Origin of the sequence: Achromobacter animicus (genome assembly GCF_902859585.1) — a bacterium.
Classification (GTDB): Bacteria; Pseudomonadota; Gammaproteobacteria; order Burkholderiales; family Burkholderiaceae_B; genus Achromobacter; species Achromobacter animicus.
In genome coordinates this window covers 317,089-343,677 of sequence record NZ_CADIJM010000004.1, presented here as the reverse complement: position 1 = coordinate 343,677, position 26,589 = coordinate 317,089, and the positions used below count along the sequence as shown (strand labels likewise).

The 26,589-nt window shown below is 66.8% G+C and carries 15 protein-coding genes; 12 read left to right on the top strand and 3 right to left on the bottom strand.

Features of this window, described 5'->3' with window-relative positions; genetic code table 11:
* The first annotated feature begins 145 nt into the window (after positions 1-145).
* The 11 genes from HV681_RS13945 (at position 146) to HV681_RS13895 (ending at position 14,521) form a co-directional block, all read left to right on the top strand.
* A complete protein-coding gene (locus HV681_RS13945; RefSeq protein WP_175123629.1) occupies positions 146-517 on the top strand; it encodes a helix-turn-helix domain-containing protein in 372 nt (123 codons plus the stop codon).
* 207 nt (positions 518-724) lie between these two features.
* A complete protein-coding gene (locus HV681_RS13940) occupies positions 725-2,035 on the top strand; it encodes an efflux RND transporter periplasmic adaptor subunit (protein ID WP_175123628.1) in 1,311 nt (436 codons plus the stop codon).
* 65 nt (positions 2,036-2,100) lie between these two features.
* Positions 2,101-5,331: a multidrug efflux RND transporter permease subunit gene (locus HV681_RS13935; RefSeq protein WP_175123627.1), complete on the top strand. Its 3,231-nt coding sequence runs from the start codon at positions 2,101-2,103 to the stop codon at positions 5,329-5,331.
* Positions 5,328-6,821, top strand: coding sequence for an efflux transporter outer membrane subunit (locus HV681_RS13930; protein ID WP_175123626.1), 1,494 nt, complete (start codon positions 5,328-5,330; stop codon positions 6,819-6,821). The genes HV681_RS13935 and HV681_RS13930 overlap by 4 nt, the downstream gene beginning before the upstream one ends.
* A complete protein-coding gene (gene pdxJ / locus HV681_RS13925) occupies positions 6,818-7,558 on the top strand; it encodes a pyridoxine 5'-phosphate synthase (protein WP_175123625.1) in 741 nt (246 codons plus the stop codon). Before HV681_RS13930 ends, pdxJ begins: the two co-directional genes overlap by 4 nt.
* Positions 7,559-7,596: 38 nt before the next feature.
* A complete protein-coding gene (gene acpS / locus HV681_RS13920; RefSeq protein ID WP_370633063.1) occupies positions 7,597-8,031 on the top strand; it encodes a holo-ACP synthase in 435 nt (144 codons plus the stop codon).
* 59 nt (positions 8,032-8,090) lie between these two features.
* Positions 8,091-9,149: a beta-N-acetylhexosaminidase gene (gene nagZ / locus HV681_RS13915; RefSeq protein WP_175123623.1), complete on the top strand. Its 1,059-nt coding sequence runs from the start codon at positions 8,091-8,093 to the stop codon at positions 9,147-9,149.
* A complete protein-coding gene (uvrC, locus tag HV681_RS13910) occupies positions 9,112-10,938 on the top strand; it encodes an excinuclease ABC subunit UvrC (protein ID WP_175123622.1) in 1,827 nt (608 codons plus the stop codon). Before nagZ ends, uvrC begins: the two co-directional genes overlap by 38 nt.
* 282 nt (positions 10,939-11,220) lie before the next feature.
* Entirely contained in the window at positions 11,221-11,793 is a 573-nt protein-coding gene (gene pgsA, locus HV681_RS13905; protein WP_175123621.1) for a CDP-diacylglycerol--glycerol-3-phosphate 3-phosphatidyltransferase, read from the top strand.
* A 245-nt stretch (positions 11,794-12,038) separates the two neighbouring features.
* The gene (locus HV681_RS13900; RefSeq protein WP_175123620.1) at positions 12,039-13,346 is read left to right on the top strand and encodes an MFS transporter; all 1,308 of its coding nucleotides are present in this window, start codon (positions 12,039-12,041) and stop codon (positions 13,344-13,346) included.
* A 173-nt stretch (positions 13,347-13,519) separates the two neighbouring features.
* The gene (locus tag HV681_RS13895; protein ID WP_175123619.1) at positions 13,520-14,521 is read left to right on the top strand and encodes a cytochrome-c peroxidase; all 1,002 of its coding nucleotides are present in this window, start codon (positions 13,520-13,522) and stop codon (positions 14,519-14,521) included.
* Positions 14,522-14,662: 141 nt separating this feature from the next.
* Here the strand turns inward: HV681_RS13895 and queF are convergent, their stop codons facing one another.
* A complete protein-coding gene (gene queF, locus HV681_RS13890; RefSeq protein ID WP_175123618.1) occupies positions 14,663-15,487 on the bottom strand; it encodes an NADPH-dependent 7-cyano-7-deazaguanine reductase QueF in 825 nt (274 codons plus the stop codon).
* A 320-nt stretch (positions 15,488-15,807) separates the two neighbouring features.
* On the opposite strand from queF, the gene aceA reads away from it, so the two are divergent.
* A complete protein-coding gene (aceA, locus tag HV681_RS13885; protein WP_175123617.1) occupies positions 15,808-17,127 on the top strand; it encodes an isocitrate lyase in 1,320 nt (439 codons plus the stop codon).
* Positions 17,128-17,305: 178 nt separating this feature from the next.
* Here aceA and HV681_RS13880 read toward each other — a convergent pair whose 3' ends face one another.
* Both HV681_RS13880 and HV681_RS13875 read right to left on the bottom strand, forming a co-directional pair.
* Positions 17,306-21,931 carry a hypothetical protein gene (locus HV681_RS13880; RefSeq protein WP_175123616.1) on the bottom strand — a complete coding sequence of 1,542 codons (4,626 nt, stop codon included), beginning with the start codon at positions 21,929-21,931 and terminating at the stop codon, positions 17,306-17,308.
* 9 nt (positions 21,932-21,940) lie between these two features.
* Entirely contained in the window at positions 21,941-26,287 is a 4,347-nt protein-coding gene (locus HV681_RS13875; RefSeq protein WP_254594961.1) for a YML083C domain-containing protein, read from the bottom strand.
* Positions 26,288-26,589: the final 302 nt, after the last annotated feature.

The following is a 26,589-nucleotide window of genomic DNA, read 5'->3' as shown; positions in this document are numbered from 1 at the left end:
GGACAAACCGCAACCTTGTTCCGGGACGGGCCGCCCCAAAGCGAGCCACCGGCCGTCCTGGTGGAGATCCGCCTTGAACGCTCCCTTTCCTGATCCCGGTATTGCTTCCGTTCACGCTGGCGTTTCTGCCGGCGTGGCTCCTGGCATGACGGCTGTCGTTGCTGCCGGTGTTACGGCTCCCGGCCCGTGGTCTTCCAGCCAGGCGCACGAACCCGTCGACGGCTGGTGGAGCCTGCTCTATTGGGGCTGGACGCTACAACTGCCCAACGGTGTGCGGCTGGATCTCACCGAGGTCGAGCGCGCCTGCTTTGCGTGCCTGCTAAAGAACCCGCGCCGCGAACTGGCCCGCAGCGAAGTGAAATCCTTGCGTGGCGGCATGAACATGCGGTCGCTCAACGTCGCCATCTGCCGGCTTCGCACCAAGGTCCGCCTTGCGGGCGCACGGCTGCCTTTGCACACGGTGCATGGCGTGGGCTACGCATTCCTGGGCAATCTGCGGGAGCTCGCCACCGGCTAAAAATTGTTGCGGAATTACTCCCGAAAGTTCCCCCGAACCGCCCGAAAGTACGTGATTTCCCCAATATCTGAGTTACATTACTGGGCTATTCACGTGTCGTTGGTGACGCTTGGTCATGATTTGATCGCTGCCTCCTGGCACGTTCGGATTGCTGCGGTTCCTGACGCGATTTCACGACGCGATTCATTACGCTACGCGGGGGTTTCAATGCGGTTTTCGCCTAAACGATTTTCGGGTCTGGCTGTTTCCGGTGGCGTCCTCGCGCTGATATTGGCGGGTTGTGGTGAAAAGCCCCAGATGAATCCTGGCATGCCCCAGGTCAGCGTCGTCACCGTGCAGCCGCAACGCGCACCCATCGTCTCTGAACTGCCCGGCCGCGTGGACGCCGTGCGCGACGCGCAGATCCGCGCCCGTGTCACCGGCATCGTGCAGCGCATCACGTTCGAGCAGGGCGGCGATGTGAAAGAAAACCAGCTGCTGTTCAAGATCGATCCGGCGCCCTACAAGGCCGCCTACGATCAGGCAACGGCGCAGTTGAAGCAGGCGCAGGCCAACCTGTTCAGCGCCAAGCTGCTGGCCGACCGCTACGCCCCGCTGGTCAAGGCCAACGCCGTCAGCAAGCAGGAATATGACAACGCCGTGGCATCCTTCCGCCAGGCCGACGCCACCGTCGCCGCCGCCAAGGCCGCGCAGGACAACGCCGCGATCAACCTGAGCTACACGGACGTCACCTCGCCGATCACCGGCCGCATCGGCAAGCCGCTGGTCACCGAGGGCGCGCTGGTCGAATCCACCTCCGCCACGCAGATGGCCACGGTGCAGCAGCTGGACCCCATCTACGTCGACTTCACGCAGTCCACCGCCGACCTGGCCGCGCTGCGCCGCGCCTTTGCCAGCGGCCGTCTGCAGCAGGTGGGCAAGGACGCGGCTCGCGCCACCGTCGTGCTCGAAGACGGCTCCGAATACGATCACCCCGGCAAGCTGCTGTTCACGGGCATCACCGTGGATCCCAGCACGGGCCAGGTGAACCTGCGGGCCGAAGTCCCCAATCCCGACGGCATCCTGCTGCCCGGCATGTATGTGCGCGTCCGGCTGGAGCAGGGCTTTGACGACGTTGCCCTGATGGTTCCCCAGCAGGCGCTGCAACGCACGGCCGACGGCAAGCAGAGCCTGATGCTGGTGCGCGACAACAAGATTGCGCAGTCGCCGGTCACCACCGGTGGCGCCTTTCAGAACAACTGGCTGATCACCAGCGGCCTGAAGGCCGGCGACGTGGTGGTGGTCGAGGGCTTCCAGAAGATCCGCCCCGGCGCGCCGGTGCAGGTCAGCCAATGGAAACAGGGCGGGGCGCCCGCACAGGGCGGCGCGCCAGCCGCGCAGCCTGGCGCCAAGCCGGCTGAGGGTGCCGCAGCCCCCGGTGCAGCCCCCGCCGCCAAGCCCGCCGAATCCGCCCCGCAGCCCGGCGCCAAGCCGGCCGAACCTGCCCAGCAGGACAAGGCCGCAGGCCAGAAATCGTAAGCGGCACGCGGCGCAGCAAGCGCCGCGTTCCTCTTTGGTGAGCATCGCTTTCAGAGTCAGCCCACATGCCGCAATTTTTTATCGATCGACCAATCTTCGCCTGGGTAGTCGCCCTTTTCATTCTGCTGGCAGGGGTGTTGGCCATCCCGAACATGCCGGTCGCGCAGTACCCCGATGTGGCGCCGCCCGCCATCACGATCACGGCCACCTACCCGGGCGCGTCGGCCCCGGAAGTGGCCGAGTCGGTCACCAGCATCATCGAAGACCAGCTCAACGGCGCCAAGGGCCTGATCTATTACGAGTCGGTCAGCGATTCCTACGGCACCTCGACCATCACTGCCACGTTTGCGCCCGGCACCAATCCCGACCTGGCGCAGGTGGACGTGCAGAACCGCGTGTCCAACGTGATCGCCCAGTTGCCCGCCGCCGTGCAGCAGCAGGGCCTGCAGTATGAGCAGACCAGCACCGGCTTTCTGATGATCGTGACGCTGTCGTCCACGGACGGCACGCTGGACCAGACGGCCCTGGCCGACTACATCACCCGCAACGTGAAGAACCCGGTGTCCCGGGTGCCGGGCGTGGGCCAGTTCCAGCTCTTTGCCGCGCCGCGCGCGATGCGCATCTGGGTGGACCCGGCAAAGCTCGTGGGTTTCAACCTCAGCATGTCAGAGGTCAACAACGCCATCGCCGGCCAGAACGTGCTGATCTCCGGCGGCAGCATCGGCGCGCCGCCCAATCCGGATTCGCAGCGCATCACGGCCACGGTCACGGCCAACGGCCAGCTCAGCACGGTCGACGGCTTCGGCCGGATCGTCCTGCGCGCCAATACCGACGGCTCCAAGGTGCTGCTGCGCGACGTCGCCCGCATCGAGGTCGGCGCCGACAACTACCAGTTCGGCGCCCGCCTGAACGGCAAGCCGACGGCGGCTTTTGCCATCGTGCTGTCGCCCAACGCCAACGCGCTGGCCACGGCGCAAGGCGTGCGCAACCAGATGCAGGAGCTGTCCAAGTACTTCCCGGACAACATCCAGTACTCGGTGCCGTACGACACCGCGCCCTACGTCAAGGTGTCCATCGAACAGGTGCTGCACACGCTGGCTGAAGCCATGGTGCTGGTGTTCCTGGTCATGTATCTGTTCCTGCAGAACGTGCGCTACACGCTGATCCCGGCGCTGGTCGTTCCGGTGGCCATGCTGGGGGCGTTCGCGGTGATGCTGGCGCTTGGATTTTCGATCAACGTGCTGACCATGTTCGCGATGGTGCTTGCCATCGGGATTCTGGTGGACGATGCCATCGTGGTCGTCGAGAACGTTGAACGGATCATGGCGACCGAGGGTTTGCCGCCCAAAGAGGCCACCAAGAAGGCCATGCCGCAGATCAGCGGCGCCATCATCGGGATCACGCTGGTGCTGGTGACAGTGTTCCTGCCGCTGGCCTTCATGAGCGGGTCGGTAGGCGTGATCTACCGTCAGTTCTCGGTGGCCATGGCCGTGTCCATCTTCTTCTCGGCACTGCTGGCGCTGACCTTCACGCCGGCGCTGTGCGCCACCATCCTCAAGCCGGTGGCCAAGGGCCATCACGAGGACAAGAAGGGTTTCTTCGGCTGGTTCAACCGCAAGTTCGACGCCACGACCCACGGCTACCAGAACTGGGTGTCGCGCATCCTGCACAAGGGCGGCCGGATGATGCTGGTGTTCCTGGTGCTGGTCCTCTTGCTGGGCTGGCTGTACCTGCGTCTGCCGTCGTCGTTCCTGCCCGAGGAAGACCAGGGTTACGTGGTCAGCAACATCGAGCTGCCCACCGGCGCCAGCGCCAATCGCACGGTCGAGGTCATCGAGCAGGTCGAAAAATACTTCCAGGGCATTCCGGCCGTCGAGAACATCATCGCCGTGCAGGGCTACAGCTTCAACGGCAACGGCCTGAACGCCGCCATTGCGTTCACCACCCTCAAGGACTTCAAGGACCGCAAGGAGCGCCAGGATTCCGCCGGCGCCATTGCGTTCACCGCTTTCGAAAAGCAGCTCATGGGCATCCATGACGCGCAGGTGTTCACGCTGGTGCCGCCGGCCATTTCGTCGCTGGGCAACGCCACGGGCTTCGACCTGCGCCTGCAGGACCGCGGCGCGGCCGGCACCGAGGCGCTTGCCGCGGCCACCGCCCAGCTGATGGGCGAGGCCATGAAGAGCCCGATCCTGTCGCAGGTCCGCATCACGGGCCTGTCGGCGGGCACGCAGCTCACGCTGAACATCGACCGCGACAAGGCGGCCGCGTTGGGCGTGGACTTCAATGAAGCCGCCTCGCTCATTTCCACCGCCGTCGGCTCGGCGTATCTCAGCAAGTTCCCCAACATGGGCCGGATGCAGAACATCTGGGTCCAGGCCGATGCGCCGTACCGCATGCAGTTGTCCGACGTGCTCAAGCTGAACGCGCGAAACGGGCAGGGCGGGATGGTGCCGCTGTCGACGTTCGTGTCGGCGGAATGGGTTCAGGGGCCGGTGCAGGTGGTGCGCTACAACAGCTACGAGTCCATGCGTATCGGCGGCGCCTCGGCGCCGGGCTACTCCACCGGCCAGGCCATGGAAGAAATGCAGCGTCTGGTCGCCCAGTTGCCGCAAGGCTTCGGCTACGAGTGGACCGGGCTGTCCTACCAGGAATTGCAGGCCGGCAACCAGGCCCCGATCCTGATGGGCTTGTCGCTGCTGGTCGTGTTCCTGGTGCTGGCCGCGCTGTACGAAAGCTGGGCCATCCCCATTTCCGTCATGCTGGTGGTGCCGCTGGGCATGCTGGGCGCGGTGGCGCTGGTCAGCGCGCTGGGCATGTCCAACGACGTGTACTTCCAGGTCGGGATGGTGACCGTGATCGGCTTGGCGGCCAAGAACGCCATTCTTATCGTGGAGTTCGCCAAGGACCAGTACGCCCGTGGCATGGGTCTTTATGAATCCGCGGTCGAGGCTGCGCGATTGCGTTTCCGTCCGATTCTGATGACGTCGCTGGCGTTCATCCTGGGCGTGATCCCGCTGGCGATGGCCACCGGCGCCGGTGCGGCCAGCCAGCGCGCAGTGGGCCTGGGCGTGCTGGGTGGCATGCTGGCCGCCACGCCGTTCGCCGTGATTTTCGTGCCGACGTTCTTCGTGGTGGTGCTGGGTCTCTTCAAGACCCGCCCGCGCCTGTTGGGCGCCGAAAAGCGTCTCTTCGAGGAAGAACAGGCTGCCAAGAAGGCGGAGGCCGAAAAGGCGTCCTTGCCCGGAACGCCGCAGCCCGCACAACCCACTGGTGGCCAGGAGGGCAAGGAATGAAAGCCCTGATGTTCAGACAGACCGCCTTGTCCGCCTTTGTGGCGGTGGCGTTGGCCGGCTGCTCGCTGGCTCCCGATTACAAGCGTCCCGACGCGCCGGTCAGCCCGGCGTGGCCCGACCAGCCCAAGGTGCAGTACGGCGCGTACACGCGCGCCACCACGCTGGGCTCGCAGCCCGCCGCCGACGTGATGCCGCAAGCCGGCACGCCTGCCGCGGACCTGGGCTGGCGCGAATTTTTCCGCGACCCGCGCCTGCAGGCGTTGATCGAACTGTCGCTGGTCAACAACCGCGACCTGCGCGTTGCGGTCCAGCGTGTCGAAGAGGCCAGGGCGCAGTACGGCATCCAGCGCGGCGCGCAGTGGCCCAGCATCGGCGCCGGCATCCAGGGCCAGCGTCAGCATCTGCCGGCCAACATGCGGGCCGGCGGTCCCGATTCCAGTTCCATCAGCAGTTCGTACCAGGCCGGGATCGGTCTGACGACCTTCGAGATCGACCTGTTCGGCCGCCTGCGCAACCTGTCCGAAGCCGCGTACCAGCAGTACCTGTCGACGGAACAGGCACAAAAAAGCGTGCACATCACGCTGGTCGGATCCGTCGCGCAGTCGTATTTCAATCTGCGCGCGGCCGAGGTCCAGCTGGAACTGACGCAGCGCACGCTGGCCTCGCGCCAGGAATCGTATGACCTGGTCAAGCGCCGTTTCGATGGCGGCGTCGCGTCCGAACTGGACCTGAACCAATCCAAATCGCTGCTGGACACGGCCTCCGCCGACCTGGCGCAACTGGCCCGCGCCCGGTCGCAAGCCATGAACGCGCTGGTGCTGGTGGTGGGCACGCCGCTGCCCGACACGCTGCCCCCGCCGGCCACGTTCGGCCGCGACCAGTTGCTGGCCACGGTGCCGTCCGGCCTGCCGTCCGACCTGCTGGAACGTCGTCCCGACATCGCGGCCGCCGAAAACCAGCTGCTGTCCGCCAATGCCAACATCGGCGCGGCGCGCGCGGCGTTTTTCCCGACCATCTCGCTGACCGGCCTGTTGGGCGTGGCCAGTCCGTCGCTGGGCGACCTCTTCAAGGGCGGGCAGGGCTACTGGAGCTTCTCGCCGTCGATCACGACGCCGCTATTTGCCGGCGGCAGCATCCGCGAGGGACTGAGCCTGGCCAAGGCACGCGACAATATCGCCGTCGCGCAGTACGAACAGACCATCCAGCAGGCGTTCCGCGAAGTGTCGGACGCGCTGGCGGGCGAGGCCACCTACGGGGCGCAGCTCGACGCCCAGCGCGCGCTGCAGGATTCGTCGGCGCGGACGCTGGAATTGTCGAATTTGCGTTATACCAACGGTATCGACAGCTACCTGCAGGTGCAGACCGCGCAGGTGGACTTTTTCAACGCCCAGCTGTCGCTCGTGCAAACCGGCCTGGCCGCGCTGATCAACCGCGTGGAGCTGTACAAGGCGCTGGGCGGCGGCTGGGAAGAAACAACGAAAGTGCAATGATAGAACTCGGTGTAAATATTGATCACGTCGCCACGCTGCGGCAGCAGCGCCATACGGCTTATCCCGACCCGATCGCCGCGGCGCTGCGCGCCGAAGATGCTGGCGCCGACCTGATCACGCTGCATCTGCGCGAAGACCGGCGCCACATCCAGGACGCCGACGTCTACGCGATCCGCCCGCAACTGCGCACCCGCATGAACCTGGAATGCGCGGTCACGCCGGAAATGCTGGAGATCGCCTGCGCGGTCAAGCCCAGCGACGTCTGCCTGGTGCCCGAAAAGCGCACCGAGCTCACGACCGAAGGCGGGCTGGAAGTGGCCGGCGCGTTTGGCCCCGTATCTGACGCCGTGGCGCTGCTGGCCGAAGCCGGCATCCGCGTGTCGCTGTTCATCGATCCGGACCCGGTCCAGATCGCCGCTGCCGCCAAGGCCGGCGCACCCGTCATCGAACTGCACACCGGCGCCTACGCCGAAGCCGAGGGCGAAGCCGCGGAAGCGGAACTGCAACGCATCCGCGTGGCCGTGGCCGAAGGGCTGCGCCACGGACTGCGCGTGAACGCCGGCCATGGCCTGCACTATGGCAACGTCAAGCCGGTGGCCGCGCTGGACGGCATTTCCGAACTCAACATCGGCCACGCCATCGTCGCGCAGGCTATCTTCGACGGCTGGGAAAAGGCCGTGCGCGACATGAAGGCGCTGATGGTGCAGGCGCGCCTGCACGCGCTGCGCGGGCTTTGAACGCGGGCCGATGACGCGTTTTGACCGCTAGCCAGGCGATGCCGATGTCCGACTCTTCTTCCGCCACGCCCGCCGGCGCCATTGCCGGCATCGGCATGGACCTCCTGCGCATCGACCGCATCGAGCGCGCGCTCGCCCGCCACGGCGACCGGTTTGCCGAAAAGATCCTCGGCCCCGAGGAACTCCTGAAATTCCACGCCCGCCGCGCCCGCGACCCGGTGCGCGGGCTGCGCTTTCTGGCCACCCGCTTTGCCGCCAAGGAAGCGTTTTCCAAGGCGATCGGGCTGGGCATGCGCATGCCAATGACGTGGCGGCGCGTGCAGACGCTGAACGCGCCGGGCGGCCGCCCCGTGCTGGTGATCGCTCCCGAACTGCTGAGCTGGTACGCTGACCGGTTTGGCGCGGCCCACGTTTCCATTACCGATGAATCCGACATGGCCGCCGCGTATGTGGTGGTCGAGCGCAAGCCCTAAGCCCTGCACTCGGGGCCATCCCCGCCGGCTTGCCGCACCCAGTTACAAGGACAGCCTCCATGGCCAAGAAAAAATCCAAGGCGGTCCTGCCCCCCGGCCCCGTGATGGTCGATGTGGCGGGATATTCGCTCACCAAGGCGGAAAAGAAGCGCCTGCGCCACCCGCTGGTGGGCGGCGTCATCCTTTTTGCCCGCAATTTCGAGAACCGCGCCCAGCTCACCGCGCTGACGCGCCAGATCCACAAGGCCCGCAAGGAGCCGCTGCTGATCCTGGTGGATCACGAAGGCGGCCGCGTGCAGCGCTTCCGCGAGGACGGCTTCACGCCCTTGCCCCCGATGCGCGCGCTGGGCGAATTGTGGGACACCGATCCCCTGCAGGCCATGCGCCTGGCGACCGAGGCCGGTTACGTCCTGGCCGCCGAGCTGCGCGCCTGCGGCGTGGACATGAGCTTCACCCCGGTGCTGGACCTGGACTACGGCGTTAGCAAGGTGATCGGCAACCGCGCCTTCCACCACGATCCCCGCGTGGTGACGATGCTGTCGCGCGCGCTGGTGCAGGGCCTGGCGCTGGCCGGCATGTCGTCCTGCGGCAAGCACTTCCCCGGCCACGGTTACGTGGGCGCCGACTCGCACCACGAGATCCCGGTCGATCCGCGCACGCTCGATGAAATCCTGAAGGACGACGCCGCGCCCTATGCATGGCTGGGCGACGCCGTGCTGCCGTCCGTCATGCCCGCGCACGTCATCTACCCCAAGGTGGACAAGCATCCCGCCGGTTTTTCCAAGCGCTGGGTGCAGGACATCCTGCGCAAGCGCCTGGGCTACGATGGCGTCGTGTTCTCGGACGACCTGACGATGGAAGGCGCCTCGGTCGCGGGCGACATCCTGGACCGCGCCAACGCCGCGCTGCGCGCCGGCTGCGACATGGTGCTGGTGTGCAACCGCCCGGACCTGGCCGACGACCTGCTGGCGCGCCTGGAATTCGACCATGCGCCCGAGTCCGTGGCGCGCATCCGGCGCCTGATGCCGCGTTTCGATGCGCCCGATTGGGACACCCTGCAAGCCGAAAGCCGTTACCAGAATGCCCGACGACTTCAATCTCAAATCGTTCCTGTCTGACCTGCCGCATCTGCCGGGTGTCTACCGGCACCTGGATGCGGCCGGCGAGGTCATGTATGTCGGCAAGGCGCGCGACCTGAAGAAGCGCGTCTCGTCGTATTTCCAGAAGACGCTGTCCAGCCCGCGCATCGCCCAGATGGTGGCGAAGGTGGCGCGGCTTGAGGTCACGGTGACGCGCTCGGAAGCCGAAGCGCTGATCCTGGAAAATAACCTCATCAAGAGCTTGAAGCCGCGCTACAACATCCTGTTTCGCGACGACAAGTCCTATCCGTACCTGCACATCACCGGGCATGAATGGCCGCGCATCGCGTATTACCGCGGCGCCACCAACAAGCGCGGACAGTTCTTCGGCCCGTTCCCCAACGCCTGGGCGGTGCGCGAAACCATCCAGATCCTGCAGAAGGTGTTTCGCCTGCGCACCTGCGAAGACAGCGTCTTTGCGAACCGCTCGCGCCCCTGTCTGCTGCATCAGATCGGGCGCTGCTCCGCGCCGTGCGTCGGCGCGATCGAAGCGGCCGAATACGAGCGCGACGTGCACCGGGCCGTGCGCTTTCTGAACGGCGAGGCCAAGGACGTCATGGGCGAGATCGAGGCCCGCATGCTGCAGGCCTCCATGGAACTGCGCTTCGAGGAAGCCGCGGCGCTGCGCGACCAGATGGGGTCGCTGGCGCGCGTGCTGCACCAGCAGACCATGGAAAACGTCAGCGGCGAGGACACCGACATCATTGCGGTGGCCATCGCCGGCGGCAAGGTCTGCGTGAACCTGGCCATGGTCCGCGGCGGCCGCCATCTGGGCGACAAACCGTTCTTTCCGTCGCACGCCGAGGGCGAGGCCGCGCCGCAGGTGCTGGAGGCCTTTGTGGCCCAGCATTACACCGACAACGCGATGCCCCCCATCCTGGTCTGTTCGCATACCTTGCCCGATCCCGAGCTGATCGCGCTGCTGGTCGAGCAATCCGGCGGCCGGCCGTCCCGCGTGCTGACGCGCCCGCAGGGCACGCGCCGGTCCTGGCTGGAACAGGCCTCCAAGAACGCCGAGATGGCGCTCGCCCGCGCGCTGACCGAATCCGGCGCCCGCGCCGCCCGAACGCTGGCGCTGGCCGAAGCCCTGGATCTGGACACGGACGAAGCCGCGCTGGACGCCCTGCGCATCGAATGCTTCGACATCAGCCACACTGCCGGCGAAGCCACCCAGGCGTCCTGTGTGGTGTTTGAACACCACGACATGCAGCCCTCGCTGTACCGCCGCTACAACATCGCCGGCATCACGCCCGGCGACGACTACGCCGCGATGCGCCAGGTGCTGACCCGCCGCTTTGCCAAGGTCGCCGACGGCGACGCGCAGATGCCGGGCCTCGTCCTCATCGACGGCGGCAAGGGCCAGGTCGAGGTCGCACGCAAGGTCTTCGCGGAACTGGGCCTGGACATCCAGACCCTGGTCGGCGTGGCAAAGGGAGAAGGGCGCAAGGTCGGCCTGGAAACCCTGGTCTTCGCCGACGGCCGCCCGCCCGTCGCGCTAGGCGGCGAATCCGCCGCCCTGATGCTGATCGCCCAGGTCCGCGACGAAGCCCACCGCTTCGCAATCACCGGCATGCGCGCCCGCCGCGCCAAGACGCGCAACGTCTCGCGCCTGGAAGAAATAGAAGGTGTAGGCGCCCGCCGCCGCCAACGCCTCCTGGCCCGCTTCGGCGGCTTCTCCGGCGTCGCCCGCGCCAGCATCGAGGACCTGGCATCGGTGGACGGCATTTCGCAAGACCTGGCAATCCGCATCTACGAGGCGCTGCGCTGACGCCCAGGGAATCGCCCAGATGTCACGAACCTGTGTCACCCTCGCCGCCGGCCAACAAGACGCCAGAGCGTTCTGCCTCGCCGATAAGCTCGACGACGTTCCAGAGCGAACGCTTCAATTCAAGCCCAACTCATCAACCCGCCCCCAAATTTCAACCACCCGCCCCGACGAGCAATCCGGGCCGCGCGGATCCGGCTCCGCCGGTCCGCAGAGGCGCCCCCTTGAGGGGGAGGCGCCGAAGGCGCGTCGGGGGTGGGCTCTAGCTGTTAGGATACGGACACTATGCCAATTAACGTTCCCATTATTCTGACGTGGCTGCGTATCGCCATGATTCCGCTGGTGGTCGGGCTGTTTTATCTGCCCGAAAGCTGGATGTCTGTTCCCATGCGCGACACGCTGGCGGCATGGGCATTCATCATTGCCGCGCTGACCGACTGGTTTGACGGCTGGCTCGCCCGGCGCTGGAACCAGACATCGGCATTTGGCGCCTTCCTGGATCCCGTCGCCGACAAGCTGATGGTCTGCGCCGCCCTCATCGTGCTGCTCGACCTGAGCCGCGTCGATGCCTTCATCTCCCTCATCATCATCGGCCGCGAAATCACCATTTCCGCACTGCGCGAATGGATGGCCAAGATCGGCGCCAGCGCCAGCGTGGCCGTGCACCGCTTGGGCAAGTTCAAGACCGCCGCGCAGATGATCGCAATTCCGTGCCTGCTGTATAACCAGTCCATCTACGGCATCAACACCAAGCTGCTGGGTGACATCCTGATCATCGTGGCCGCGGTGCTGACGGTCTGGTCGATGCTGTATTACCTGCAGCGCGCCTGGCCCGCGATTCGCGAAAAGGCCATGTGACCGATTTGCCGGGCCGGCTGCGCAACAGCCGGCCCGGTGCAGTTGCAACACCGCACGGCGGCCCGGCTCGCGCAAGACGGCCGCCGTGTCACTTCAAGAGCGATACGCCGGCTCGATCCGGCACGGCACGCGCGCCGCAATCGCCATGAATACGTCGCCCGGACACAAGTCTGCGCGACGCCGGAGACAACCCGCGAGCCGCCCAAGGCGGCCCGCAACCTGCCGCCCATGCGCGGCCTTGTGCAATGAACACCGCTACCGCCGCCACCCCCTTGCTCTCGGACGCCGACGTACGCCGTCGCGACTGGAAAATCATCCTGCTCATCGGCGTGGCGCATGCCTCGTCCCACTTCTTCCAGCTGGTCCTGCCGTCGCTCTATGGCGCGCTCGGCCTGGAATTCGGGCTGGATTTCGCGCGGCTGGGCCTCCTGGTGTCCACCTTCTATGTGGTGTCCGGCATCGGCCAGGCGTCGTCGGGCTTCGTCGTGGACCGCATCGGGGCGCGTCCCGTGCTGTGGTTCGGGCTGGCGTGCTTTGTGCTGTCGGGTGTGCTGATCGGCTCGGCGAACGGCTACGTCATGCTGATGGCTGCGGCGGTCGTGGGGGGCATCGGCAATTCGGTGTTCCATCCGGCGGACTATTCCATCATCAATCACCGCATTACCGCGCCGCGGCTGGGCCACGCCTTCTCGACGCATGGTTTGACCGGTAACCTGGGCTGGGCGCTGACGCCCGTGTTCATCACCACCATCACGCTGCTCGCCAATTGGCGCGTTGCGGCTTACAGCGCCGCCGGTCTGGTGGCGCTGGTGCTGTTGCTGACGGTGCTGGGACGCGATCTGCTGGGCGGCCCGTCACCGGTGGAGGCGGGCGGCGACGCCAAGGACGCCGGCAATGCGCCCAAGCCTGCCGCCAAGCCGCAGGAAGGCGTGCTCGCGACCCTGTCCGCGCTGCTTGCCAAGCCCGCGCTGTGGGGCGCATTCCTGTTCTTTGCCTGCACGTCCATTGCGCTGTCCTCGGTGCAGAACTACACGATTCCGCTGCTGGGTCAGCTGTACGACCTGTCCAAGGTCACGGCCAGCTCGGCGTTGTCCGGTTACATGGTCGCCTCGGCCGTCGGCATGGCGGCGGGCGGCTTCCTGGTGTCGGCCAATCCGCGTACCGAGCGCACCGTCATGGTCGCGCTCATCCTGGCCGGTCTGACGCTGGTCGTGCTGGCGCTGGGCCTTGTGCCCGCCGTGCTGGCCGCGCCGGTCGTGGGGCTGGCGGGCTTCTGCTCGGGCGTGGCCGCGCCGTCGCGCGACATGCTGATCCGCCGCGTGACGCCCAAAGGCTCGACGGGGTCGGTGTACGGCCTGGTGTATTCGGGGATGGACGTCGGCTCGGCCCTGGGGCCGCTGGCCTTCGGTCTGCTGCTGGACGCCGGCTTGCGGCAGGGGCCATGGGTGGGCGCGGGCGTGGCGTTCGCCGTGGCCGCTTTCCTGGCGCAGTGGATCGCGGTGCAGGCGCGCCGCGCCGAACCGCCCGCCGCGGTGGCCGCCGCGCGCCCCTGACCGCTGGACACCCTTGATCCGCCTTGACGGCGCCGACGCCACGTTGCGCGCCGTCAAGCTTCGGTTTCGGTCTCTGGCGCCGGCCGGCGCCGATTGACGCCTCGCAAGGTCACTGCATGGCTTCCTCGCTGTAATAACCACATGGTTGGTCTGGTTATTCACAGGAGAAGCAAATGAGAAAGAAAACAACGTTGCTGGCTGCGGGGCTGGTACTCGGACTGTGGGCAGGGCAGGTCTGGAGCGCATCGCAAGAGCCCATCCAGCCCGTCGAACCGGCGGTTATCAAAGAGCCGGCCAAGGTCGAACTGGGCAAGAAACTCTTCTTCGATCCCCGACTGTCGCGCTCCGGCGCAATCTCCTGTAATTCGTGCCACAACCTGGCCATGGGCGGTTCGGACAACCTGAAGGCCTCCATCGGACACAAGTGGCAGCAGGGCGGCATCAACTCGCCCACCGTGCTCAATTCCAGCCTGAACATTGCCCAATTCTGGGACGGCCGCGCGAAGGACCTGCGCGAGCAAGCCGGCGGCCCGATCGAAAACCCGATGGAAATGGCCTCCACGCACGAGCTGGCGGTACAGGTGCTCAATTCCATCCCCGGTTACCGAGCCGAATTCAAACAAGTCTTCGGCAAGGACAAGATCACCATTGACGAGGTCACCAGCGCGCTGGCCGCGTTTGAAGAAACGCTGGTCACGCCGAATTCGCGCTTCGACCAATGGCTCAAGGGCGACAAGAACGCGCTGACGGTGCGCGAGCTGGCGGGCTATGAGCTCTTCAAGAACAGCGGCTGCGTGGCCTGCCACAACGGCGTGGCGGTGGGCGGCAACTCGTTCCAGAAGATGGGTCTGGTCACGCCCTACGTCACCGAGAACAAGGCCGAAGGCCGCGCCGCGGTCACGGGCAAGGACGCGGACCGCTTCAACTTCAAGGTGCCGACGTTGCGCAATGTGGCGCTGACCTATCCGTACTTCCACGACGGCGAAGCGGCGACGCTGACGCAGGCCGTCGACGTGATGGGCCGCCTCCAACTGGGCCGCACGTTCACGGCCGAGGAAAACGGCCAGATCGTCGCGTTCCTGAAGACGCTGACGGGCGACCAGCCGGTCATTCAGTACCCGTTCCTGCCGCCGTCCGAAGACGATACGCCGCGGCCCGAACCGTTCGTGAAGTGATGCGAAAACGGTGAAGGAAAAGCGGTGAAGCAACAGCGGTAAAACAAAACGGCCTTCCCGGGTCAGTTCCCGGGAAGGCCGTTTGCGGTAAGCGCCGGCTATCGATAACCGATATCGGCGCGTATCTGCTTGCTGGAATGCTTACTGCCGAACCGTGCGCACGTCCGCGGGCGGCGCCGCTTCAAAGTTGCTGCGCCACGGATTGATGTCCAGCCCGCCGCGCCGGGTATACCGCGCATACACCGTCAACTGCTCCGGCCCGCAGGCCTGCATGATGTCGCTGAAGATGCGCTCGACGCAGTGCTCGTGGAATTCCGCGTGCTGGCGGAACGACACCACATAACGCAGCAGGGATTCGCGATCGATCGGCTTGCCCCGGTAGCGGATCTGCACCGTCGCCCAATCGGGCTGGCCTGTCACCGGGCAGTTCGACTTCAACAGGCGCGACGCCAGCGTCTCTTCGACCACATCGCCCGCCCGGGTACGCAGCAGCTCGGGCGCGGGCTCGTAGGTGTCGATCTCGATATCGAGCTTGTCTATATAGATGCCGTCGAGCTCGCCCATCTGCAGCTCGGAAAACCGCTGCGGCAGGAAGAAGTCCAGGCCGACCGGCGCGCCCGCGGCTGCGCTCAGGTCGCGTTCCAGCCGGCCGCGCAGGGCTGCCGAATTGACCAGGCGGGTCTGGTTGAACGAATTCAGGTACAGCTTGAACGACTTGGATTCGATGATGTTGGGGCTGTCGGCCGGCACCGAAAACGTCGCCATCGCCACCCGCGGCTTGCCCTTGGCATCCAGCCACGACAGCTCATAGGCGTTCCACAGGTCCACGCCCGTGAACGGTAGGTTGCCGGCGGTCAGATTGAGCGCTGCGCGGTTGTGCGAACGCGCAATGGGAAACAGCAGCGAGGGATCGTATTGCGAGGCGTAGGCCACGCTCTGCCCAAGCGGGCCGTGAGACAGGGTCATAGCAGAGACAAATAGAACGGGAATGGCGGCATTGTAGGCGCTTAAAAAGCGGCCGATTTTCCGCAATGTGAAACGTAATTCTCGGCATGTGAAAGTCCGTGCTGCGCAGCAGCGGGACGGCATTTCACAAACGACAATGGCGTTTCATTATACAAAATCCCGTCTGTAACCCATTGATTTAACGGGCTAAGATTTTTCCTCTTGTATAAGACCCGGCGTCACATTGCTCCGCAGCACAGGCATAGACTTTCTCCCATCGATTCACGCAAAGCCAGACGCGAATCTTTTGAAGTTTCTTATCACTGACCAGGAGCATCACAATGAGCAATCGCGAAACCGAAATCCGCAACCTCCAGAAAGATTGGGCCGAAAACAGCCGCTGGCAGGGCATCAAGCGCGACTACAGCGCCGAAGACGTCATCCGCCTGCGTGGCTCGATCAGCGTCGAACACACGCTTGCCCGGCGCGGCGCCACGCGTCTTTGGGAGCTCCTGCACAGCGAACCGTTCGTCAATTCGCTGGGCGCCCTGACCGGCAACCAGGCCATGCAGCAGGTCAAGGCCGGCCTGAAGGCCATCTATCTGTCGGGCTGGCAGGTCGCCGGCGACGCCAACCTGGCCGGTGAAATGTATCCCGACCAGTCGCTTTACCCCGCCAACTCCGTGCCGCAAGTGGTTCGCCGCATCAACAATTCGTTGACGCGCTGCGACCAGATTCAGTGGATGGAAGGCAAGAACCCCGGCGACGAGGGCTACATCGACTTCTTCGCGCCCATCGTGGCGGACGCCGAGGCCGGTTTTGGCGGCGTGCTCAACGCGTATGAACTGATGAAGGCCATGATCGAGGCCGGCGCGTCGGGCGTTCACTTCGAAGACCAGCTCGCTTCTGTCAAGAAGTGCGGCCACATGGGCGGCAAGGTGCTGGTGCCGACCCGCGAAGCCGTGGCCAAGCTGGTGTCGGCCCGCCTGGCCGCCGACACGATGGGCACGCCCACGCTGCTGCTGGCGCGCACCGACGCCGACGCCGCCGACCTGGTGACCAGCGACGTCGACGAAAACGACCGTCCCTTCATCACGGGCGATCGCACGGTGGAAGGCTTCTTCCGCACCCGCGCCGGCATCGATCAGGCCATTTCGCGCGGCCTGGCCTACGCGCCGTACGCCGACCTGATCTGGTGCGAAACGTCCACGCCCAATCTCGAATACGCCCGTAAGTTCGCGGACGCCATCCATCGCCAATTCCCGGGCAAGCTGCTGGCCTACAACTGCTCGCCGTCCTTCAACTGGAAGAAGAACCTGGACGACGGCACCATCGCCAAGTTCCAGCGCGAACTGGGCGCCATGGGCTACAAGTTCCAGTTCATCACGCTGGCCGGCTTCCACGCGCTGAACTACGGCATGTTCGAGCTGGCCCACGGCTACGCCCGCCGCCAGATGAGCGCCTTCGTGGAACTGCAGCAGAAGGAATTCGCCGCTGCCGAAATGGGCTTCACCGCCGTGAAGCACCAGCGCGAAGTGGGTACGGGCTACTTCGACGCCGTGACGCAGACGATCGAGGGCGGCAAGTCGTCCACTACCGCGCTGACCGGCTCGACCGAAGAAGCGCAGTTCGAACACGGCAAGACGCAGAAGGCCGCATAACGCGGCGGTGTCGACCGGCGGCGCCCGGTTCCCACATGGGATGCCGGACGCCGCGCGCAGGTGTGTAGTTGCAGGTGCTGTTGTAGGGTGGATTCAAGGGTGCCTGCGGGCACCCTCTTTTTTTGCCCGCACCACCCGTCCGCGCCGCCGCATTACAGATCGAACTCACAGATCGAACTCACAGATCGAACACGGCCGAATACACCAGCCGCTCCTCCACCACGCGCCGCTGCCGGACGGCGCCCGCGCGCTGCTCGGGCACGGTGCTGTCGGTGTAATAGCGCTCGTACTCGCGCACCGCGACGCGTGCCGGCTTGCCGCCAAGATCGGGCAGGGGGACGCCCGCGCTCCAGATGACAGGGTCCAGCAGCTCGCCCAGCACGGGGCCTTCGAACACCGGCGGAAAACGCACCACCGGACCGGCAACGATCTCGCCGAGCCGGGCCGGCGCCTCGTGCAACGACACGTCGCGCGGGGTCAACCGGCGCGCCACGTCGGTGACCGCCGGACTGATCGTCTGCGCGATGCCGCCGCTGGCCGGACTGAGCAGGCTGGAGGCCAGCACGCTGGCATCGGTCCACGCCAGGTCGGTGTCCAACGCCGGGTCGCGGGTCTGCAGCACCAGCTCGACCCGGTTGCGGCCGGTTTCGCCGGTCTGGCCGGGGCCGGGGATGAACGAGATGTCCAGATACTCGGACTCCATCGGGAACTGCATCGGCCCGTGCGCCGGAACCACGCCGCGCAGCGTGAACGCCAGCCGGCCGCGCTGGCGGGTGAAGACGGCACGGCGGCGCGGCAGCACCTGCGAGAACTCGGCCAGCACGACGCGCGAGAGCTTGGCGCTGTCGATCGCGTTGGGTTGATACCGCGCCAGCGCCAGCCGCGCAAACGGCATATAGCTGCGGCCCGGGTCCAGCTCGATGTCGCAGTACCAGCGCGCACGCTCGTCGTCCCATCGCACGCGGTGACCGACCACGCGCACGCGCTGGCCGGGCATTTCCTGCAACGGCACGTCCTCGTCGATGACGCGCGCCGGAAAGTCGGCGGCTCGGGTGCGGTGCTTGGGCAGCGGCGCGTCCCACAGCGGATCCATGCCCCACTGCGTGACCAGCGGCGTCAAGGCGTCGGGCACGTCGGTGAAGTTCTTGTTTTCACCGTAGATCACCACGCCCAATAGTTCGCCGTCGCCCGACGAGAACCACGGGCGCTCCAGCCACACGCGCAGCCCGTTGCCCAGGCGCGTGATGTCCAGCGTGCCGTCGCCCGCGGTCTGCTGCCAGCGGAAGGTGGGGAGCACGTACATGAGGCGCGGCGCATCGGGCGGTGCGCTGGCCGGCACGATGGTGTTGGGCGCTTCGCCGGCCTGCGCCAGCACGGGCGCGCCGGGGTCGTCCGGGGCGCCTTCCTGCACCAGCGGCCCCTGCGCGACGGGCCCCAACACGGTCACCTTATCCGTCTGGTCGTACAGCGCGGGCGGCAGGTACTCGCGGAACCGCGTGGTGGCGCGCAGCCGGTACCGGATCAGCCGGAAGCGCGTATCGCCGAATTCGTGGCGGTTGCCCGGCGCGCGCTGGCGTGTGCCGTTGAACGACTGTTCCGCGATGATGTGGCTCAGGCTGAAGAGGTTGGGATAGTTCTCGGCCAGCGGCATTTCGGCCAGCACGCCGTGACCATCGAGCCGTCTTGGACGCGGCCGCGCCGGATCGTCTTCCCATTCGTGCCAGTCGGCCTCGATCTCGATCTTCCCGGTCGTCGGCCCGTGCAGCCGCACGCGCGCTTCCAGATCGACATGCGCCGCGCCGGACTCGCGCTGCGGTTGGCCGGGCAGCAGCAGGAGCGGGTCGCAGACGGGCTGCTGGGTGGCATGCACCAGCACGAGCGGGCGGTACGGCGTCAGCATCCAGCAGTTGCCCAGGATGGCGGCGGTCTGCAAGGTCTTGCGGCCAGCGTCGGTGCCGGTCCATTCCGGCAGGCCGAACGCGTTGAGCAGTCCGTGGTGCACGAAGCTGGAGTAGCGCAGCCGCGCAATCATGCCCTTGGGCAGGAAGAACGTCAGGATACGGTTGTCCTTGTCCCACTTGGGCATGCCGTCGTCCGGATAGCTTTCGGAGCAGGGCGGATCGGTCAGGGTCGCGGGGCGTTCGGCCAGCGCAATGCGCAAGCCCTGCGTGTCGGGCCATTGGCCCGCATAGGTGACCAGCAGCACCAGTTCACCGGCGGACGGCGTGGCCAGCACGGCGACGCCTTCACCCAGTAATGCCGGTCCCGTGACGCCCGGCAGGCTGTAGCCGGGTTGCGCGCGCAGGCAGATGCCCCAGGCGGCCGCGTCGGGCAGATAGGGCGTGCGGACCTGCGCCTCGCCGTGGATCACGTATTGGCCCGCGGCCAGGCGCTGGCCCGTGGGTTCCTCGGCGCTGGGCTGCTGCGGCGGCACCTGGTCCGTCCGGGCGACCTCGGCAAGCGCTTGCGGGGTGATCAGCTCCACCTGCGAACCGGGCAGCTTGTCGAACAGCGTGCCGATGTCGCGTGCCGAAATCTCGTACGCCTTCTTGATGCCGTCAGCGGTGCCGAACATGCTGTCGAACAGCCCATGCGTTTCGCATTGCAGCTGGGCGGCTTTCGGCGGCACCACATGCCGTTCGTTGACCGGACTGTAGGTGAAATCGGTGGTGGTCACCGACGCCAGGAAATCCGGGCTGGACAGATAGGCCTGCGGATCCTGGCCGCGGTTGCTGCGGATCACCAGGCGTTCCAGCGACTCGCCTTCGCTGGTGCGCGTGCGATGCACCAGCGCGGGCGGGTCCACGGGTTCGAAGCGCCAGTAGGTCACCGGCTGCGTGACATTGTCGTCCTTCTCCAGCGACGGATCATCCGGCGCCAGGCTGTTGCCCGCCAGGTCGACCAGACGCGCGCGCAGCCGGTAAGGCATGCCGTAGCGCAGCCGCGGCAGGCTGCCCTTGATCGCGCTGAACGTCACCGCCAGGCCGTTGCCCTTGTCCGTGACCGTGTCCTGCACGTCCTCGGGCCGTTCGCCCTGCACGCCGCTTGCCGGGGCCGTCTGGTCGCGCAGCGTGCGCCCGGGGCGCGGGGCGACAAGGCTCCAGCCCGTCCATCGGAACAGCGATTCGTGCAGGTAGTGATCGTCGGGCTGCCCGCCGCCCGTGGCGGACGCGCCTTTGACGTAGCCTTCGTCGTCCGGCAGATCCAGGTCCGGGCCGCCGTCGGTGCAGCGGTACACGCCGTGGCGATGACAGAGCGATTGCCACTTTTGCGGGTCATTGGCCGGGTAGGGCTGTACGTCGATACGGTAGCCGCGCAGCAGGTCTTCCGTGTAGAGCAGCATGCTGCCGGGGGCGCCCTCCAGCGCCGCATTCTTGAGCGCCGCCGAGGCCGCATTCTGCGCGACTTCGCGCGCACGGTCGCGGCGCGAAATGCCCAGGCCGCCGGAACGCAGCGCCGCCACGGGCTGCTTGTCTCCGGTGCTGTAGGTCACCTCACCGTCGGCGCCGTGCTTCAGGCTGCGGCCGATCAGGTTCTGTGCCGTCAAAACGAAGTCGACCGTCTTGAGCGCGGCGCCGTCCGGATCCAGCTGGTAGACGTCGAACAGCGGATTGCGCGGCTCAGTAAGATTCCACCGGTCGTCGGCGCTGCGCAGCCGCAGCATGCCGCGCTCGTGGTCGGGGCTGCGCGGCCGCGTCGTGAAGCGCTCCGCATCGCCCCGCCAGGCCGTCGCGGGAAAGGCGCCACCCTCGGGCTGCCCGCCGTCCCAGCGCGGCACCAAAAAGATTCGGCCCTGGGTTTGCTGCCCGGCGGCAATCCGCTTGTCCAGCGGCGAATCGGCAGGCAGCACGCAGTCGATCACCAGCCCCAGCCGCCGCATCAGCGCCGGGTAATCGCCATACGAGGCCACGATGGCGTGGAAATCCATCTCGGGCTGCTTGGGCGGAGGCGGTACGTTCTTGCCGTCGGGCCGCCGGATCGCGCGCTGGGCGGCAGTGGGCGGATCGCGGCGATAGAAGCGGTTGGCCATGAAGAGCGTGTACTCGCCCTGCGAGCGCCAGCTCGCCATCAGGCTCTGGTCCACACCTTGATGCGCCGGGTCCTGCCACCGGCCCGGCATGGCGCGCAGCGCAAACGTGGGGCCGGCCTGCGGCTTGCCATCGGCCTCGCCGCCGGGGGCAGTGGTCTTGCCGGGATACACGCTGTGCTCGCCATAGACCTGTCCGCGCAGCGCGCGGTCGATGCCGCCTTCGCGATCGCCGAAGAACCGGTCCAGGCCCGGCACCAGCTGTTCGACGCGCTCGCGGCCGTCGCCGCGCACGTGTTCGGTCCGGGTGCCGCAGGCTTCCAGCAGGCCGCGCAACCCGGGATGCGCGTTGCGCCATGGCAGCAGCGTCGGGTGCGTGGTGGTGGCGTTGAGCGCCAGGTTTCCATAATGCTCGCGCGTCAGGCTCAGTACGCTGGCGACGGAAAACGAAAACAGGTTCACGCGGCTCATGTCGCGGAACACAAAGCCCGCCACGGGCGTCGCGGGCGGCAGGAGCCGCGTCCAGAGCTGCGAATCGGCCTGCGGCAGCGTTTCCAGCGGGATCTCCTCGCCATCGGCGTCAAGTGCGAAGCGCGCGCGGGCAAGCGTGGCGGGCCAGTCGACCCAGTCCGCGTAGGCATCCAGCAGCTGCTCGTCGGCGGCCTGCGGCGTGAGCCGGGGCGACGCCACGATGGACACGCGCAGACGGCCGGCGAATTCACCGTCCGGCACGCGGCCGTTGGGAATGACGGTCCACAGGATGGTTTGCTTGGGCATGGGCAGTCCTCAGGCAAAGGCTTCGGCGTATTCGCGCCAGGCGTAGCGGCTGTCGTCGTCGATGAGCGCCAGTTCCTCGTCCAGCGGCAGGTCGGGACGCGGGCCCATCAGGTCGCGGAATCCCGGGTCGCCGTTGGCGCCCGCGAACTTGCGCTCGCAACTGATCTCCACGGTCTTGGAAAACATGAAGATCTCGATCTCGATCGTCAGCGTGGCGCGTCCGGCGCACTTGCCGCTTTCGAACTCGTAGCGCATCTCCAGGTACAGCTCGATCGACACGCTGATCAGGCCCAGCACGCTGACGTACCCGCCCATGCGGAAGTACCCGGTCAGCGAGCACGCGGTCTGCTCCATGCGGAAGTAGATGCCGGCCATGACGTGCACACCGCCCGAGGCCACGCCCAGGTTCACGGACACGCTGGCGCCGAACTCGAACGCCGCCTCCATGATCTGCACGCCCTTCGGATCCAGCGTGATGCCGAAAAAGCCCCCGCCGCCGAACATGCAGACGGACAGGTTGAAGGGTTGCTCGCGCGTGCAGAAGTTGAAGCGCACCGACAGCGGCTGGCCGATGAAAGGCACCGTGAAGCCCGCGCCCAGGCTCAGGTTGGACAGGTTGAACACGCCGATGGCGATGGCCGGCAGCGCCACGTTGTAGCCCGCGTCGATGCCTTGCGGCGTGATGTCCAGATGCGGCGGATCGGAGAAGCCGTCCAGCGGAATCAGGTCGCGCAGCGTTTCCACGAACGACAGCGGCCCGACGAACTTGATGCCCGTCAGCAGCACGTCCACGTTCATCTTGGACGCGGTGTTCACGCGAAACTCGATCTTCTCGAAATTCAGTTCCAGAAAGCTGGCCGGCGCGATCAGCACCAGGTCAAAGCTCTTGAGCGAACACGTCACCGACAGCTTGGGCGCGCTCTGGCCGTTCTTGCGCACCTTGGCTTCCACGGCCACGCGAAAGCCCTGCGGGTCATTGACGCGAAAGAGCGGCGGTTCGCCCGCGACCAGCGACCAGCTCTTGATCGCGGGGTTCCAGTCAAAGCGCAGTGTCAATTCGTCGCCGGTCAGCATCTCCAGCAGCTCGGCGCTGGCCAGCACCGCGTCCATGGCGGTTTTCACGGCGCGCAGCGCGGTGGTCAGCAATTGGCGCGGCGCGCCGTCCAGCAGTACGGAAGCGGCAATCGTGTCGGCCAGCGGTTGCACCGCCGCGGAGACGGCCTGCAGCCGGGGCTTGAGCACCGTGGGGTCCGAGAAGATCGCGCCCAGTTGATCGGGCTGCCCGACCAGTGCATCCAGCGCGTCGTACAGCGTCTTGCCTTGCGTCAGCAGCACGGGCACGACGCCCAGGCCGTTGACCAGGATCTCGGCTGTCCGTGCCGCCTCCAGGAGCGACTGGCGCAGACCCGACGGCAGCGAGACGCCGCCGACTTTGGCGTCCGCCGCGCCCCGCAAGTTGGTGATGGCGCCTTGCGCCGTGGTCAACGCTGCTGGCAGGCCGGGCAGGGCGGGCGCCGTGTCGAAGGACATGCCGGCCAGCTGCGCCACCTGCGCGCTGATCGCCGTGGCAGCCGCCGCCAGCGCGTCCACCTGGTCGCGCGCGTTCTGCACCAGGGGTTGCGCGTACGCCTCGGCCTGCGCCTGCAGGTCGTCCAGCGTGTCGTCCAGCGCGGTGAGGGCGCCTTGCGCGATGCGGCCCGGTTCCTGCACCATGCCCGCCACCAGCCCGTACAGCCGGCCCGCGTCGTTCACCAGGCTTTCGAGCTGCGAGCAGGCCTCGGCCACGAAGCGCGGCACCTTGTCCGCCTGCCCGGCCACGTCCTCCACGACCTGGATCACGTCGCCCAGCGGAATGCAGCCAAACAACAGCGGCAACGGCAGCCCGCCGCCCGACGCGGGGAACACGTCGGCGCCGATCATGCGCCCGGCGATGAAGTCGTCGGCCTTGCCGCTGATCGGGCCCGCCAGCCGCGACAGCGCCGTGGGCCGCAGATTCGGCTGCACGAAGCCGCCCGAGCGGTCGCCCTGCGCCGAGAAGTCCAGGGACGCGCCGCCCTGGTAGCCGGGCTCCGCATCGATGTCGCCGAACACCTGTCCGGCATTGCCGTCAAAGCCGTGCGCCAGGTAGTACGGATTCCATGCCAGCGTGCTGTTCTTTGCGCTGCCGGTCAGCTTGGCCAGCGCGGCGATGCGGATGGCGGCGCGCCGGATGTACGGATAGAAGACGGGGCCGGTCAGGTCGTCGCTGTAGGCCCGCAACTGCACATTGCCCTTGTCGACGACCGCGTCGAATTCCAGCGAGTCGGCCTGCGCAGCGGTGTCGCCCGCCTTCTGGCTGGGCGCCAGCGTTACCTGCTGCTGGTTCATGGGTGCGCTGCGCTGCGACAGCGGGGCGTTTCGCCACGCGGTCCGGGCGGTTTCGGCAAAGTCCTCCGCCTTGTCGAACATGGGCGTCAGCCATTGCCCGGATTGCTTGCGCGGGCAGGCCTCGCCGCCGTCCATGAAGATCATGGGCAGGTCGAACTGCATGACGCGCCCGTCGATGTCCGTGGCCGCGCACGCGAAGCGGAAGGGCGCGCCGCCCACGTAGGGCCAGAACAACAGTTGGCCCAAGATGCCGCCGGGCGATGCCAGCGGCGAATCCAGGTTGGGCGTGGACGAGGTCAGGATGCGCACGCTGGTCAACGGCATCTGACGGTGCAGGAACACGGTGTTGCCCGCCGGATCGCGCGTCACGTAGTCGGGATGCGCAAAGACCTTTTCGCGCTCGCGCACGACGATGAAAAGACGTTGGCGCAGGTACGCCGGATTCCCGCTGCGGTCGCGATGGAACTTGCGTTCGCTGACCTTGATGAGCGAGACGCGATGGCCGAACGGAAACAGCAGGCCTTTGTAGACCACGCGCACATAGTGGTCGCGGCCCATCGTGCCGCGATGCGTCCATTCTTCCAGCGACAGCCCGGGCGCATCCCAGTTGCCGCGAGAATCCAGCCATGCGCCCAGCGCGGACAACATCAGCAGGTTTGTGCCGATGGCCTGCGGCGCGTAATTGGCCACCGAGAAATTGGAAGACAGATGCGCGATCTGGAACCGGTCGAAGTCGTCCATCGGCATGCGGAAGGGACTGATGCCGGGGGCGGGCAGATACGTGCTGGCCGGCACGGGAAAGGCCGATTGCATGGGCTTCGTGGTGCCTTCGCCGCCCAATGCCCAGACCGCGCGCACGGTGCGCTGGGCGTCGGCCTGCGGCGGTTCGACGTCGGGATCGGCCGACGCGGGCGCCAGCAGCCGCGAATGCCATAGCTCCGTATGCAGCGTGGCTGCTGACGTGGCGGGGGATTTGGCGTGGCGCCAGCGCTCCTGTGCATATGGGCTGAGGATCAGCCGCCACGGCAGTTCGATCGCCGTCTGCTGCGCCGTTGGCGGCGCGGGGCGCGGCCCCCGCGGCACGGGGATGGCGATGTCGCCGGCGCGCAGCGGCGGTACGTCGGTCCGGACGGCCGGCAGGCGGTAGGCCCGCAGTCCCGGACTGCCGCTTGCCTGCCGCAGCAGCAGATTGGCGCCGGGGGCGTCGGGCTGCATGGCGATGCGCGCGTTGCGCAAGGCAAAGCTCGACAGCGCCGCGCGCTGCGCCGGGGGCAGCTTGGCCACGCGCTTGTCAAAACCGATCTCCAGCAGGTCGTGCCAGCGAAGCGGGGGGCGCGGCGCCTTGGCCGTGGGCGGCCGTGCGTTGGCGGGCACGGCTAACGGCAGCGACTCGACGGCCTGCAGCACCCCTTCCAGCGTGTACGGCACGTCAAAGCCGTCCGGCACGGTAAAGGCCAGCCGGGACTCGTTGGCGATGCGGGCGCGCACCGGCGGGCCGGTCGGCGGTTCGGCGCCGCCGCCGGACGGCTCGGGCTTGGCGGGCGTGCCGGGACGCGGCGGGTCGGGGTTCTTCGTGCCGGCGGCCGCAGTCTCGAAGAACGTTTCCTCGGCGATGGACTGCGGCGGAAAGTGCAGGATCAACGTCGCGGCGCCGCTGGCGGTTTTTTGCAGCCGCGGCGGCTGTCCCGGCGTGATGGTCAGGTTGCGCAGTTCGATGCGCAAGGCCAGCAGATCGTCGGCGCGCAATACCGGATGGCCGGGACGCGAGCCGTCGAAAAAGTTGCGGTTGTGATCGGGCGGAAAGAGGGGAAGGATGGGCGGGATGCGGACAACGCCGCCATCGATCACCACCCTTGGTCCGCCTGCGGCGAGTCCGCCAGCCGCAGGTTCGCCAGCCGCAGGTTCGCCTGCCGCAGGTTCGCCTGCCGCAGGTTCGCGGCGTTTCACGGTGTCGGTCTTCGCAGCCGGACGAGGCTTTTTCGTGGCCATGCCAGTTCTCCAAACAAGGAACCCGGGAAACAAATCCCTGCCCATGCCCGTGTACGGGCGATGGTCCAGCTACCTGCGAATCGAACTGCGCACAGCGAACTGCTTGAATGTCGGACTGCTTGATTTGCCCGATCTGAATCGAACGGTGCAAGTGGCGAAAATCTATCCGCCCGCCGCGTCTGCCGTCAATGTCGTGACGGGAGGCCGCGCGTGCCCCGGCTGCGGCCGCACACGATTCCACGAGCGACCGCAGCAACGTCCGGAAAAGCCGGATGGATGTAAACGAAGGTTGTAGGAAGGAT

Coding starts and splice junctions, on each gene's coding strand:
- HV681_RS13945 (WP_175123629.1), top strand. CDS start 146: ATGACGGCTGTCGTTGCTGCCGGTGTTACGGCTCCCGGCCCGTGGTCT.
- HV681_RS13940 (WP_175123628.1), top strand. CDS start 725: ATGCGGTTTTCGCCTAAACGATTTTCGGGTCTGGCTGTTTCCGGTGGC.
- HV681_RS13935 (WP_175123627.1), top strand. CDS start 2,101: ATGCCGCAATTTTTTATCGATCGACCAATCTTCGCCTGGGTAGTCGCC.
- HV681_RS13930 (WP_175123626.1), top strand. CDS start 5,328: ATGAAAGCCCTGATGTTCAGACAGACCGCCTTGTCCGCCTTTGTGGCG.
- pdxJ (WP_175123625.1), top strand. CDS start 6,818: ATGATAGAACTCGGTGTAAATATTGATCACGTCGCCACGCTGCGGCAG.
- acpS (WP_370633063.1), top strand. CDS start 7,597: ATGCCGATGTCCGACTCTTCTTCCGCCACGCCCGCCGGCGCCATTGCC.
- nagZ (WP_175123623.1), top strand. CDS start 8,091: ATGGCCAAGAAAAAATCCAAGGCGGTCCTGCCCCCCGGCCCCGTGATG.
- uvrC (WP_175123622.1), top strand. CDS start 9,112: ATGCCCGACGACTTCAATCTCAAATCGTTCCTGTCTGACCTGCCGCAT.
- pgsA (WP_175123621.1), top strand. CDS start 11,221: ATGCCAATTAACGTTCCCATTATTCTGACGTGGCTGCGTATCGCCATG.
- HV681_RS13900 (WP_175123620.1), top strand. CDS start 12,039: ATGAACACCGCTACCGCCGCCACCCCCTTGCTCTCGGACGCCGACGTA.
- HV681_RS13895 (WP_175123619.1), top strand. CDS start 13,520: ATGAGAAAGAAAACAACGTTGCTGGCTGCGGGGCTGGTACTCGGACTG.
- queF (WP_175123618.1), bottom strand. CDS start 15,487: ATGACCCTGTCTCACGGCCCGCTTGGGCAGAGCGTGGCCTACGCCTCG.
- aceA (WP_175123617.1), top strand. CDS start 15,808: ATGAGCAATCGCGAAACCGAAATCCGCAACCTCCAGAAAGATTGGGCC.
- HV681_RS13880 (WP_175123616.1), bottom strand. CDS start 21,931: ATGCCCAAGCAAACCATCCTGTGGACCGTCATTCCCAACGGCCGCGTG.
- HV681_RS13875 (WP_254594961.1), bottom strand. CDS start 26,287: ATGGCCACGAAAAAGCCTCGTCCGGCTGCGAAGACCGACACCGTGAAA.